The organism is Paraglaciecola sp. 25GB23A (assembly GCF_040012495.1).
Classification (GTDB): domain Bacteria; phylum Pseudomonadota; class Gammaproteobacteria; order Enterobacterales; family Alteromonadaceae; genus Paraglaciecola.
This window is the reverse complement of sequence record NZ_JBDYKM010000007.1, coordinates 37794-51768: the sequence shown is the minus strand read 5'-3', so window position 1 is coordinate 51768 and position 13975 is coordinate 37794. Positions and strand designations below refer to the sequence as shown.

Sequence of the window (13975 nt, the reverse complement as noted above, 5' to 3'; positions counted from 1 at the left end):
CAGCCAACTGTGGGACAGCCCTTGTTGGGCAATGCCCAGCTTGCTTGATCGTTGCCATGCTGATGTTATCTTATTCATTACTGTATACCAAACTGACGTTTTTTTACGCTGACTTGGTTGTTTTCCACTTTAAACAGGGTTTGCATGGCAAACGAGGCGTTATTGTAACTGGTCTTACTGCTTAACATAAAATAATCCGTCGTTACGGTAAACCAAGCCTTTTGCTCATCCGTTAAATTTGCGGCTGTCACCTGAGTCAGGGCTAAAAAATCGGCGGCATTTTGAAACCCGTCAGGGGGGCGACTGGCAATAATCGACTTGGCATCACTTATACTTAAGTTCGCCATCGACGCCAAAATGGCGGCATTTTCTTCTGTTACGGTATTCACATTCAATAAGAATATATTCTCGGCTGGTAATACACACACCCACTGCATCAAAGTTTTTAACCACGCTTGCTGCACACCATTAACTAAACGTAATTCACTTATATCTGCCATATAATTATTGGCTGCCATGTATGGAAATTGCAGACTTTCATAGGTGCTATCTTCCGCCCCTAATTGACTCATATTATCATCAGAGTCCAACCAATCAGCCAGAGAGTCACGCACGGTTTCACGCTCAAATGAGGGGATCTCAGGCTCTACCTGTTCTAATAAACGATAAAAAGCACTTAACCGTTCGCTTAACTCAGGTGAGCGAGTAAAGGCATTGCTGGTGGTGCTTGCCTTATCTTTTAATCCATTTAAATTAAAACACGCCTGCATATCAAACAATTGAGCTTCAATGCCACCGCCTTCAATAGGAAACACAAATTCATCTGACCATAAGGGATCTAAATGAATAACACCTTTGCTGTTTTCTATTAATTTGCTGATAGATTTTTTGGCAAATTGTTCTGCACCTACCGCATACCAATAAGCCTGATTATTCTCTTTAATATTACTGGCGCGTTTTACCTGTAACTGCAATCGAGCGCCCATTTCAGTGGCTAATACACTGACTATCGCCACGATCAACAAGACCATAATCAGCGCGACACCTTGCTGTTTTGAAGCTAACTTCATCCTTGACCAGCCAACAAAAATTCACGGCGTATTTCACCAAAGGCATCGGTAGTCAAGGTAATCGCAATGGCTGTGGGCAAAACCACACCGGTATAAGATTCCTGCCATTCGCTGTCCTCATTGGCGTTAATTAAAAATTCCACCTGAAAATTACTCACCCCTTCCAGAATATCTTTAGTTTTCGGCTCATAGCCGATTACGTTGTCGAGATAATTACCATAAAGGCGCTGTAACTTGTTGTCCTGCAAGCGATAACCAACTAACTGCAAGGTAGAGCGGGGCAACATATATTGTGGATTATGCCAACCTCCATGCACAAAACCTAAACTGTCGGCACTGCCGCCAAGTTCGTCTTCACCACCGCGCATAACAATTTCATTTAACTCACCATTTATTCTCACCGCTCTGGGCATGGCTTGTAGCACATCACGCTCGATAGTTAACATGGCTCTTTGTAATTTTTCAAGTTCGGCAAAACGCTCACTTGAGGCTTTGTCGTTATCCAATACACTGCTCAGTAAACCCGAGCTGGCAAGGCCGATTATGGTAAAAATCGCCATAGCAACAAGAATCTCTAGCAAGGTAAAACCTTGGTTTTGTGGATAACTTACGCGAGTCATGGTTGGGCTTTTTTCGCTAAATAAGTACTGACGGAGGTAACTGAATTTTTGCTGTCTGCTTCAGTACTGACTGAAACTTCGACCAATATTAAATCTTCATCAACTGTTTTTTCGACTGTTTGTAACCAATACCAGGTACTGCCCGCCATTTCTTGTGAACCTTTGGCGTTATTTTTAGGTGGCCATGTTTTTTCTAGTTGCAAAGCGGTCAAGCGATTATTGGCTACCCAAGTAGCAAAGGTTATCTCTTGAATAATTCGCACACCACTTAAATGATCACCGGAAGCCTTGAGGATAGCGCTGCCCGTGACGGCAAAGATTAACAGTGCCACCATTACTTCAAGCAAGGTCATTCCTTGCTGTTTTAGGGATAAATTAGGGCGCATCAAGAGGCCCTTCACGGGTCAAAGGTATCGAGTCTTCCCCATTAATACGAAAATACACGGCTTGCTCACGACCAAATTCAGGTTCGAAGCCGAAGACCAAAGAGAAAGGCGTTATATCACCACTCGACAATACTAATACCTGCGGTGGCTTAGGTTTTTTCTCTTCTTCTTGACCAATATCAACGCCATCGTTAGACACCGAAAGCTCTTCGTCAAACACTTTGTTATCAAACAAGTTGTCGTCAGTATCCCAGGGTAGGTCATCGAGTTTTAGCGCCAATGTCATTTCTTCTGGCAAAGTAAACTCAGCAAAGGTGGGGTCTTCAGTCAACAACTGCCATTGTTGTTCGTCGTCAAGACGTAAAAAATGATAGGTATTTTTGTCAGCTTCAATCCGTAAGCCGAGGGTTTGTTGATTTAACACGGCAAAATCTGAAGCCATATTGAACACTACTTCAAAACGTTGGCTTTGTTTTTTAACATCATCGAGATGGTTAGCGCCACCGTAATTCATGACGATGGCACTGGCAGCAAGCCCCATAATCACCAGAACCAGCATAACTTCAAGTAAGGTAAAACCAAGAGTATAAAATGCTCGACGACTTGGGTGATTAGTCATATTTTCAGCTTGGGCTTGAGGATAACTGCTCACTGGTCGTCACTATACATTTATAAGTAATCGTTTAAATTCCAGTTACCAATATCATCGTCTGTACCCGGCTGACCGTCGGGACCAAAAGAAAAAATATCGATAACACCTAATTCACCAGGACTCAATAATTGATAAGGGTTGCCCCAAGGATCTTCAGGTAAACGTTTAATAAACCCACCTTCTTGATAATTACGTGGCACAGGATCAATAGTCGGGGCAGTAACCAAGGCCTCTAAGCCCTGCTCAGTGGTGGGAAAGGTATTGGTTTTGAGTTTGTACAACTCCAACGAGCTTTCCAACTGCTGAATATCCACCGCGGCTTTTTTGATTTGGGCGGTGGCTTGGTTGCCTAAAATTGATGGCGCGATAAGGCCTGCCATGATGCCGATGATTAATAACACCACCATCACTTCAATTAAGCTAAAACCCTGTTGTTTGCTACGTTTATTCATAAATTCACCATATTATTTAAAGCCAGAATGGGTTGCAGTATTGCCAATACAATAAATAGGACGATCCCTGCCATGGATACAATGAGCATAGGCTCAAACACTTTTAATGACACACTAACCAAAGACTCAAACTGACGGTCTTGGTTGTCGGCTGCGCGGCCAAGCATCTGTTGTAACTCACCACTGCGCTCACCCGAAGCAATCATGTGCATCATCATGGGTGGAAAAATTTTAGTTTGTTCTAAAGCCGCACGTAAACTTGAACCTTCTTTTACATGCAGAGATGCCGTTTTGACCGCATCTTTGATATATAAGTTCTCTAATACATCACTAGAAATACGCATACCCTCTAACAATGGCACCGCGCTAGATGACAATATACTTAGGGTGCGAGCAAAACGTGCAGTATTTAAACCCTTAGAAACCTTGCCTAATAGGGGCAAAGTCAGAATAAATGCATGATAACGTTTTTTCATGACCGGCTGTTGCAAGACTCGCACAGTAATCGCAATAACAGTAACAATGACGGCAGCCAAGACCAAACCATAATCTTGTAAAAATTCACTGACATTAATTAATATTTGCGTAATGGTAGGCAATTCTTGCCCCATGGTTTGAAACTGCCCAACAATTTTAGGCACCACGATAGTTAATAATAAAATCACGATGCCAAAGGCAAAAAACAACATGATCATGGGGTATACCAAGGCTTGAGTAATTTGGCTGCGGGTTTGTTGACGTTTTTCGGTATAGTCGGCCAAACGATTTAATACGGTATCCAGATGGCCTGACTTTTCACCTGCTGCCACCATGGCACGATAGAGAGTATCGAATACATGGGGAAACTCTGCCATTGCATCTGCCAAGGTGTGCCCTTCAACAACTTTTGAGCGCACGGCCATCATCATGTTTTTTTGTCGCGGCTTTTCACATTGCTCAGCCACCGCCAATAAGGCTTCTTCAATGGTGAGTGCAGCTTCCACCAAAGTGGCTAATTGACGGGTTAACAAGGCTAGATCAGAAGCAGATATTTTGGCTTTAAACAGTTGTAAACCTTGCTGTGACTGGCGTTCTTTTTCAGCGACTTGGCTCACTTCCATAGGAATAAGCTGTTGTTCACGCAACTGCTGACGCACTTGTCTGGCGTTGTCGCCTTCTAATACCCCAGATTTATTTTTGCCACTTTTATCCATGGCCTTATAAGCAAAAGCGGCCATTTAGTCTTCCCGTGTTACACGTAGCACTTCTTCAAGAGAGGTCGTACCCAGCAAAACTTTATCACAGCCATCTTCACGAATACTGGGAGTAGTCTTACGTACATATTTTTCAATCGCTTGTTCACCATGGCCGCTGTGAATTATTTCTCTGATCCCTTCATCGACTATTATCAACTCGTGAATACCCGTTCGACCGCGATAGCCCGTTTGGTTGCACGCAGCGCAACCCTTAGGTGAATAAATCATAATATCATCGGGTTTTTTCGGTTTTACCCCTAAGATTTGACATTCTTGCTCGGTGGGGTGATGGCCAACTTTACAATGGTCACACAGGGTACGCACTAATCGTTGGGATAATACCCCTAACAAACTCGAGGATAGCAAAAAGGGTTCAATACCCATGTCTTCGAGGCGCGTAATAGCGCCAGCGGCAGTATTGGTATGCAATGTAGACATGACTAAGTGACCGGTTAAACTGGCTTGCACGCCAATTTGTGCGGTTTCGAGATCGCGTATTTCACCGACCATTACCACATCAGGATCTTGACGTAATATAGCGCGCAAGCCTCGAGCAAAAGTCATATCAACCTTGGGATTAACTTGGGTCTGACCGATACCTTGTAAGTCAAATTCAATGGGGTCTTCTACTGTGAGAATATTACGATCTTTAGAATTTATTTCGCTTAAACCTGCATACAAAGTGGTTGATTTACCCGAACCGGTTGGCCCAGTCACTAAAATAATGCCGTGAGGTTTTCGTATCAGTTCAGAAAAATGCGCGCGATTATCTTTGGTCATACCTAAATCGAGTAGGTTAAGGCGCACGTTGTTTTTATCTAATAAACGCAATACAACTCGCTCGCCATGACTAGAAGGCATGGTGGATACCCGCACATCGACAGCACGACCAGCAATACGCAGAGTGATACGGCCATCTTGTGGCACCCGCTTTTCAGCAATATCCATGCGCGACATAACTTTAATACGCGACACCAACATCGAAGCCATTTTACGGTTTGGCTTGAGAATTTCTCGTAATACTCCGTCAACCCGAAAACGCACTAAAAGCTGAGTTTCAAAGGTTTCAATGTGAATATCTGACGCGCCTTCTTTGATCGCTTCACCTAACATGGCATTGATCAATTTGATAATCGGTGCGTCATCTTCACTTTCAAGTAAATCTTCCGTATCGGGCAAGTCTTCGGCCAAACTAAACAAGTCGCTTTCGTTACCAATATCTTCCATAAGCTGTTTAGCCGCTGAAGAGTCGCGCTGGAAGGCTTGGGTTAGCAAGGTTTCAAAACGTGCAATTTCGATTTCAAGTAAACGAAATTCAGCCCCCAAAAAGCGCCGCACTTCGGCAAATACGGCTATTTTAGTCTCAGAGGTATGATAAAGCACAGCTGGTGTTTCGCCCGTATCCAACAGCACTTGATGGCGTTTAGCAAAACTAAAGGCCAACTGTTTATGCTCGGGTTCGTCAACGGGCGCGTCTATATCAGTGCCTGCTTCAATCAAAGCTTGTTCTTCGGCATCAACGGCGCTGAGGTGAGTCGTCTCCATCTCAGTCTTTATCCTCACCTTTGGTCTCAATGTATTCTTCAAAGCTAGGTGGCAAAACGAGTGTATCATCCCACTCCGGCAAGGCAGGCCCCTCTTGGAAGGGCATCAAAGGAATACCTTCAGACTGACGCTTTAACTGCTCAGCTCGGATATAATTGTATTTACGCTTGCTGATTTCGTTCATGGTGAAACCATCACGCACAATAGTCGGCCGGATAAATACCATCAGATTACGTTTACGTTTGCTGGTGGTGGTCGACTTAAATAAATTACCAATAAAGGGAATATCACCTAGTAAAGGTACTTTTGACACGCTTTCTTGCACGTCTTCATCAATTAAACCACCCAGCACGATGGTGCCGCCATCATCCACAATGACAGTGGTTTTAATTTCACGTTTATTGATTAATACGTCAACCGAGGTGGCGCCACTTAAGCTCGAGACTTCCTGCTCAATGGTAAGTTGTACTGCATCACCTTCGTTAATTTGTGGGGTCACCTTCAGCTTGATACCCACTTCTTTACGGTCTACTGATTGGAAAGGATTTGAGTTGCCCGAGCCAGTAGTGGAGCCGGTAATAATCGGCACCTCTTGACCCACAATAAAAAATGCTTCTTCGTTATCTAGCGTGGTTAAATGGGGAGTAGCCAATACATTTGAGTTGGTATCTGTGCTCACTGCTTGGACTACTGCGGCCCAGCCACCTTTGACTACGCCAGTTAACAAGCCATTTACGCCCCCTAACAATGAAGCTAAAGATGTGAAATCACCTAATTGAGTTTTTTCAGTTGGTACAACGACTGTATCACCATTGGACGTAGTAGTAATGGTATCGACGATTGTTCTATCTCGCGCTTGGTTAACACCCACAGCCAATGAGCCAATGCCAACAACTCCGTTAGTAAATTGCTGCACACCATACTTTTCACTACCTAGTTGCACACCTAATGTTGTGCCATCACCTTCAAATATTTCAACAATTATGGCTTCAACTTGCACTTGAGCACGGCGAATATCCAGTTGACGAATCACTGTTTCTAAGGAGCGCATCATGTCAGGTTCAGCCGTGATCACTAAAGCATTAGAATCTTCATGGGAGTCGATGCTAACTTCGCGATTTTTACCACTCTTGCTTTTAGCGGCACCTTGTTCTTCGGCCTGAATACTGGCACTTACCCCTTGTAATACTTTGACTAAATCAGCGGCTTTGGAATAATTGAGAAAAATCACTCGGGTATTACCGCTGGTTTCGAGTTCTTGGTCCATCCGCTCAATTAAATTGATTAAACGGGCACGGGCTTTAGTATCACCGCTGACCATAATGCTATTGGTGCGGTCATCAGCCACTACGCGCGGGGCAGACTTGCCACCGGCGTTTCCGGCAGCACCTTGAGATTTGTTAATACTGTCAATAATGCGAACCATTTCTGAGGCTGAAGCAAACTTCAATTTTACGATTTCAACTTCTTCATCACCCGCGCGGTCAACACGTTCAATAATTTCAACTAAACGGTTCACTGCGGCTGCGCGGCCAGTTAACATCATTACGTTTGATGCATCATGTCCCACCACACTGCCGGCACCTGCCGAATCACTCAATTGACGCAAAATGGGCGCAAGTTCACGCACAGGTACGTTATACAAAGGCACTACCCGAGTAATAATTTCGTCGCCGTTAAACGCTTCACCTTCGACCACGGGTATGTTTGACGTCTTAGCGTCTTTAGCTCGAACCACTTTGATAATGCCACTGGGCATTTCAACTACAGCAAAGTCATAGACTTGCAGTACGTTTAGGAAAAATTGGTAATACTGCTCTTCGGTCAGTAGATCGTAAGAGCGAACGGTAATTTTACCCCGAACATTAGGGTCAACAATGATAGTCTTTTGCAGGTTTTTACCTACAATATTGATAAACTCACTGATTTCAGTATTTTTGAAATTAGGAGAGTAATCGGCCGCAGCCAACATAGTAGACATAGCCAAGAAAGCAGCACTAATCGCTATCACTACTTTATTTATTCCACGGGTGCGCCTATTAAACATCATTCTACAGCTTCCTCATCCCCTGCGGGTAAATCCAGATAAATAGTCAATAATTCGCCATTACGATCGATAGTCATTTCAATAAATTCGGCTTGTCGTATAGCGTTCATGGCTTCGAGAGATTGTTGCGTATCCGTCAAGTCTAAGCCGTTTAAATTAGTAATTACATCACCTGCTTGTAAACCGGCTGCTTTGAATAAACTGGCCTTTTTACCGGGTGCGACCTTGTAACCTAGTAACTCTCCCTCAGGTCGATGGGGAGTGATATTAATAAAATCGGTGAAGTTGGCGGGCGCTTGTTGCAGTTCTCGAGTGGCTTGCACGGCCTCAGATGATAAGGTTCTGCGCTCTTCGCCATCGTTATTAGGCGAGTTCGAGGTATCGCGCACTGGGGCAATAACTTGTTGATTTGGTTTACTGTAATCAACTCCATCTAACATTAGAGTTTCTTTACTTTGACCATTTTTAATGATCACGCGGTCAACATACACTTCGGCCAACGTTGCATTAGTGCCGTCAATTTTTTCGCCTAGACCGTAAGTTTGTTGTTGATTACGATTTTCAATAATCGCTGCGCCAGCTTCTATATCTGAACTTGAGACCACACCGGTCAACGTTAAATTCAAGCGGGTAACGGGCGCTTCTGTGACTTCTTTTACCACTTGAGTGGGGGCGGCTAAGTCACCGAATAGATTTAACTTTTTGACACCGGATAAATCCAATTTGGCATTTTTGCTGACAGTTGCCACTACAACCGACTGATTGCCAGCAGATTGCATATTGTTGCTGTGCGGAGTAGGCAACAAGCGCCAGGTAATTTCTGCGCCATAGGCCAACAAAAACAGGCTTAATACCAATACTAACAACATATTTATGCTGCGTTGGTATTTGACCAGTTGGAGCCAGAGGTGATTAACGTTATAATTTACGACTGTCATTGTCTCTCGGTGGGACCTTGAAAAAAACGATACCTGCCAATCATAACGACTAGCGGGAAGGGTCACAACTGTATTAAGTAAAGGTTACAAAAAAATTACAATACTCACTTGGTTAAATAGTCGCTATGCCCCAACAACTTGATTCACAAGGGCGAGCAGTGCCTGATGATATCCGCCTAGACAAATGGCTGTGGGCTGCGCGTTTTTTTAAGACCCGTGGCCTTGCCCGTGATGCTGTTGCTGGCGGTAAAGTACATTACAACACACAGCGTTGCAAACCTAGCCGTATTGTAGAGCTAGGCGCGATAATTAAAGTTCCCTTAGGCCATGACTTACTGGAAATCACCGTTTTACAAGTCAAAGGACAACGCCTTGGCGCGCCCTTGGCAAAATTGATGTATCAGGAAACCTCAGAAAGTGCAGCCTTAAGAGAAAAAACCGCTGAAGCGCGACGTTTAAACGCCTTTTATAGTCCAAAACCCGACCACCGCCCAGATAAAAAACAACGACGCCAAATCATTCAATTTAAGCAACAATAAGTCTCTTTTTGACCCTTGCTTCAACAGGTACAACAATTAAGGTAACAACGATGGCATTTGACCAATTACACCGATATTTATTTAACGAAGGCAATGTGCGTGGCGAGATGGTGCGTTTAGAAGAAACGTTTGCCGGCATCCTTAACTCTTATCCCTATCCACCGGTTATCCAACAATTATTGGGTGAACTGATGGTCGCTGCTAGTTTACTCACCGCCACCTTGAAATTTGAGGGTGATATAGCTATTCAGTTGCAAGGTGATGGGCCCATTAGTTACGCAGTCATTAACGGTACACACAATCAACAATTACGTGGTGTTGCCCGCTGGGATGAAACACTTACAGAACTGCCCACTAGTTTCAGTGAGTTACTACCCAAAGGCGTGATGGTCATCACCATTACCCCTGAAGAAGGCCAACGTTACCAAGGAATAGTGGCGCTAGACCAACCCACCTTGGCAGAGTGTATCGAAACTTACTTTGCGCAATCAGAACAGCTTGCGACTAAAGTGCTTATTCGCACCCAACTAAGTCCTGCTGTGCCTAAGGCCTGTGGCATGTTTTTACAAATTTTGCCCACTAGCAGTGCAGCCACCGACGCAGCAGATACCGACTTTGAACATTTGAGTAAACTGACTGACACCATAAAGGATGAAGAGTTATTTAATCTGCCGGCTCAAGATGTATTGTATCGCTTATATCATCAGGAAAATGCTGAAGTATTTACGCCAACACCCGTGGTATTTAAATGCAGTTGTAGTCGCGACCGCACGGCCGCGGCATTAGCGGCTGTCAGTAAAGAGGAGCTCTTGTCGATTGTGGCTGAAGACGGCTTGGTAAAAATGAACTGCCAATATTGCCATGCAGAATACAGTTTTGATGCGATAGACGTTGAAACCATTCATGCAGGCACATTTGGTTACAGCGATCAAAAAAGCTCTTAACTTGCACGAATAAACATCAGTAGCAATGGGCTGGCCTGTGTGCTCGTTTTAATATTAAAACTTATCAGGTGAGACCCGCATTTTGCGGGTTTCATTTTTATGCTTTTTTGACGTCATGATGATTAATCGAATTAATGATTAAAGTTACAAACCTGCTTTATCCCACTTTGTTTTTATCTCAATGATGAATGAGGCCATTTTATCGGTAACTTTCTTAAAGTACTCATCGGCTTTTTGTTGGTCAAATTTTATGTATCCCTCACCTTCTTGGTAAAGAATAATTGATGAAGGAAAAGGTGTTGCTGACCAACTCCCGTTTTGCGCAGACGCAGTAGCTAAGTCATCACTGTAGCGCTCTTGTTGGATAAGTGACGGGTCAATAGCTTGAATAAATGCGTTTTCGTTCCACCCTGCGTGACCACCATTTTCGCCGAATACTTCTTGAGTAATATCAGCCGCAAATGACCACCAATTTATGACTAGCGTTCTGACGCCATATTCATTGGCAATTTCAGCCGCCACTTCTTTTAGTACCGCTGTTTGTCCACCGCCGTGGCCATTGATAATAATGATGGTTTTGAATTTGTTTTTAACTAGTCCTTGTAGAATTTCTTTAACAAAAGGTTTGTAAACCTCAGCGCTCATTTGAAAGGCGCCAGGATAAGCCGCTAAACTGCCTGTCATGCCATATGCCAAAGTAGGCGCGACCATAGAATTGATGCGCTGTGCGATAGTGTTAGAAATTGCAAATGGCGCGGTATTGTCTGCGCCATTATTCGCAACACCATGAGCCTCTAACGTGCCAGTGGGAAGTAATACTGTGTTTATTTTATTGGGGATCCATTCCTGAAACTCCATCCAATTAATACGTTCCATTTCTCGCGTGCTCGGACCGCTTACATGCTCCTCAGCAATTACATTTATTGGCAAAACCAAAGCAAGCAACAATACATTCAGAAGATTTTTCATTATTTTTACTCGGTATAAAGGAAAAGACCATAGTTGCGCAAAAATATACGAGGCGCAATTGCTTGTAATCTTGTTTATCCTAAAATATGTAAACTTGGGCTCAATAGTGATTGACCAATCTAATAAATATAATTCCCCAGCGCATTTGCTAAATAAGGCTTACTTTTTAGTAGTTTACATGAGGTCTTTACAGTCAGAATAGCGACAGATATAGTGGCTAAAATCAAAAAAGGTCGGTCTTGATGAAATTGTTTCTGCTATTAATAGCCTGCGTATTTTCCAGTTTTTCTTCCCTTGCAAGTAGTAGCGATGTCGCTCGCTGGCAAGAACAGGCTGGTCAAGTCACTATAACCCGTGACACCTGGGGTATTCCTCATGTGTACGGTAAAACTGACGCCGATGCAGTGTTTGGCATGATATACGCGCAGGCAGAGGATGACTTCAACCGTATCGAAGTGAATTATCTAAACGCCATGGGCCGTTTGGCTGAATCAGAGGGTGAAAGCGAGATATATCGCGACCTACGCATGAAGTTATATATCGACCCTACTGATATCCAAAAAAAATATAGCGAAAGCCCCGTTTACCTGCAAAAACTAATGAATGCTTGGGCGGATGGTCTTAACTATTACCTTTACACTCACCCTAATGTAAAGCCTAAAGTGCTCAAGAAATTTGAGCCTTGGATGGCACTAACTTTCACAGAAGGTAGTATTGGTGGTGACATTGAAAGTATTAATATAAAAAGTCTTGAAAGTTTTTATAGCAAAGGCAAATCCGATTTAACTCTAGCTCAATTGACTCAAGACCCTAACGTTGAACCGCAAGGCTCTAATGGCATTGCGATTGCCCCTCAGAATACTAAAAACGGTCACGCCTTACTCCTTATCAATCCACATACATCATTTTACTTTCGCGCTGAAGTTCATATGCAAAGCGATGAAGGATTGAATGCTTATGGAGCGGTCACTTGGGGGCAGTTTTTTATCTATCAGGGCTTCAACGAAAACGCAGGTTGGATGCATACATCTAGCGGGGCGGATTTCATTGACGAATATCTAGAAACCATTGAAAAACGTAAAGATGGCTATTTTTACAAACATGGTGATACATGGAAAAAGCTAAGAGAAAAACAAATTACTGTGCCCTATAAAACTAAAGATGGACAACAGTCGAAGACAATGACTGTGTTCTACAGCCATCACGGCCCTATTGTTCGCGAACTCGATGGTAAATGGGTGAGCGTCGCCTTAATGCAAAATCCTATTGACGCGCTACAGCAGTCCTTTGGCCGCACCAAGACGAGCAATTATACAGACTATCAAGCCAATATGCGCTTCAATACAAATTCCTCAAACAACACGCTGTTTGCTGACTCAGCAGGGAATATTGCGTATTTTCATAGTAATTTCATCCCTCGCCGTGACCCATCATTTGATTGGAAAAAACCGGTCGATGGCAGTAATCCTGCGACAGATTGGCAAGGATTACATACACTCGAAGAGACAGTTAGTGGGCATAATCCCCAAAGTGGCTATCTTAACAACACTAATAATTGGCCATGGATGATGGCAGGGCCGCAACATAGCCCAAAGGCAGAAGACTACCCAGCCTATATGGAAAATTACCCCGAGAATTATCGCGGTATCCACGCGATTGAAGTGCTCGATGGTAAAAAAGACTTTACCATCGATAGTTTGGCCGCTGCCGCCTACGACAGTCATTTAACTGCTTTTGATGTCTTACTGCCTGTTTTATACAAGGCTTATGACGCGGCACCTGTTAGTGATCTGACTGCGCAAATAGCACTTCTCAAAGCGTGGGATCATCGCTTTAACGAGAGCTCTACAGCAACATCATTAGCTATATTTTGGGGCCAAGAACTGCGTCGTAAAGCCGCCGAGAATCAAACCGCACAAACGGATGCCAGTAATCGAGGCCTAAGTTTCGACGAATATGTGGCCGAATATACCGCTCAAATCGGTGTAACATCACTATCTGAAGCCAAAGCAAAGTTAATCGCCGATTTTGGTAGTGCACAGACGCCATGGGGTGAGATAAACAGATTTCAGCGCCTAACAGGTGACATTGTCCAACCATTTGATGATGCCGCACCGAGTATTCCTGTTGGCTTTACGTCTGCGCGTTGGGGCTCGTTAGCCGCATATGGCCAACGTACATTCAATGATACCAAGCGGATATATGGTACTCGCGGCAACAGTTTTGTCGCTGTCGTTGAGTTTGGCGATAAAATAAAAGCCAAGGCCATTACAGCGGGTGGGCAAAGTGGCGACCCTGCTAGCCCACACTTTAATGATCAAGCTGCGCTGTATGCTGCGGGTAAATTACGCGATGTATATTTTTATCAGCAAGATATTGAAAAAAATTCAGAACGTAAATATCACCCTGGAAAATAATAGCTTAATAGCCGGCGACTAACCGGAAGCAGCAGACCTGCGGGCTTAGGTTCACTGAAATGCCCATATTATGCGCAGTTTGCTTATTGTGACTTTGGCGGCTGGGCGCCCATGTGCCCAATGGCTTTTTTTAGTGGCTTCGGAATGGCAAAGTCTAGAAT

13 protein-coding genes are annotated in these 13975 nt (G+C 43.8%); 3 read left to right on the top strand and 10 right to left on the bottom strand.

The genetic code is table 11. The features are described from left to right. Nucleotides 1-77: 77 nt before the first annotated feature. The 9 genes from gspK to gspC are packed head-to-tail and all read right to left on the bottom strand — an operon-like array spanning nt 78 to nt 8876. Nucleotides 78-1070, bottom strand: coding sequence for a type II secretion system minor pseudopilin GspK (gspK, locus tag ABKW31_RS12340; protein ID WP_348616700.1), 993 nt, complete (start codon nt 1068-1070; stop codon nt 78-80). Then, complete coding sequence (gene gspJ, locus ABKW31_RS12335) at nt 1067-1690, bottom strand: type II secretion system minor pseudopilin GspJ (RefSeq protein WP_348616698.1); 624 nt, start codon at nt 1688-1690, stop codon at nt 1067-1069. The genes gspK and gspJ overlap by 4 nt, the downstream gene beginning before the upstream one ends. Next, the gene (gene gspI / locus ABKW31_RS12330) at nt 1687-2076 is read right to left on the bottom strand and encodes a type II secretion system minor pseudopilin GspI (protein WP_348616697.1); all 390 of its coding nucleotides are present in this window, start codon (nt 2074-2076) and stop codon (nt 1687-1689) included. Before gspI ends, gspJ begins: the two co-directional genes overlap by 4 nt. Further along, nucleotides 2066-2695, bottom strand: a complete 630-nt coding sequence (gene gspH / locus ABKW31_RS12325; protein ID WP_348616851.1) for a type II secretion system minor pseudopilin GspH — start codon at nt 2693-2695, stop codon at nt 2066-2068. The genes gspI and gspH overlap by 11 nt, the downstream gene beginning before the upstream one ends. A 50-nt stretch (nt 2696-2745) precedes the next feature. Then, nucleotides 2746-3180, bottom strand: a complete 435-nt coding sequence (gene gspG, locus ABKW31_RS12320) for a type II secretion system major pseudopilin GspG (protein ID WP_348616695.1) — start codon at nt 3178-3180, stop codon at nt 2746-2748. After that, on the bottom strand, nt 3177-4397 hold the full coding sequence (gene gspF / locus ABKW31_RS12315; protein ID WP_348616694.1) for a type II secretion system inner membrane protein GspF: 1221 nt from the start codon (nt 4395-4397) through the stop codon (nt 3177-3179). Before gspF ends, gspG begins: the two co-directional genes overlap by 4 nt. After that, nucleotides 4398-5960 (bottom strand): type II secretion system ATPase GspE, encoded by a 1563-nt coding sequence (gene gspE / locus ABKW31_RS12310; protein WP_348616692.1) that lies wholly within the window; start codon nt 5958-5960, stop codon nt 4398-4400. It lies immediately after the preceding gene. A gap of 1 nt (nt 5961) precedes the next feature. Beyond that, nucleotides 5962-8010, bottom strand: coding sequence for a type II secretion system secretin GspD (gspD, locus tag ABKW31_RS12305; RefSeq protein ID WP_348616690.1), 2049 nt, complete (start codon nt 8008-8010; stop codon nt 5962-5964). After that, the gene (gene gspC, locus ABKW31_RS12300) at nt 8007-8876 is read right to left on the bottom strand and encodes a type II secretion system protein GspC (protein WP_348616688.1); all 870 of its coding nucleotides are present in this window, start codon (nt 8874-8876) and stop codon (nt 8007-8009) included. Before gspC ends, gspD begins: the two co-directional genes overlap by 4 nt. A gap of 194 nt (nt 8877-9070) precedes the next feature. Between gspC and hslR the strand changes: the two genes are divergently transcribed. Together hslR and hslO are read left to right on the top strand one after the other, a co-directional pair. Then, nucleotides 9071-9484: a ribosome-associated heat shock protein Hsp15 gene (gene hslR, locus ABKW31_RS12295; RefSeq protein WP_348616687.1), complete on the top strand. Its 414-nt coding sequence runs from the start codon at nt 9071-9073 to the stop codon at nt 9482-9484. Nucleotides 9485-9534: 50 nt separating this feature from the next. Next, complete coding sequence (gene hslO, locus ABKW31_RS12290) at nt 9535-10428, top strand: Hsp33 family molecular chaperone HslO (RefSeq protein WP_348616685.1); 894 nt, start codon at nt 9535-9537, stop codon at nt 10426-10428. A gap of 144 nt (nt 10429-10572) precedes the next feature. On the opposite strand, the gene ABKW31_RS12285 is transcribed toward hslO, so the two are convergent. Beyond that, nucleotides 10573-11397 (bottom strand): creatininase family protein, encoded by an 825-nt coding sequence (locus ABKW31_RS12285; RefSeq protein ID WP_348616684.1) that lies wholly within the window; start codon nt 11395-11397, stop codon nt 10573-10575. A gap of 242 nt (nt 11398-11639) precedes the next feature. On the opposite strand from ABKW31_RS12285, the gene ABKW31_RS12280 reads away from it, so the two are divergent. After that, on the top strand, nt 11640-13814 hold the full coding sequence (locus tag ABKW31_RS12280; protein WP_348616683.1) for a penicillin acylase family protein: 2175 nt from the start codon (nt 11640-11642) through the stop codon (nt 13812-13814). Nucleotides 13815-13975 lie beyond the last annotated feature (161 nt).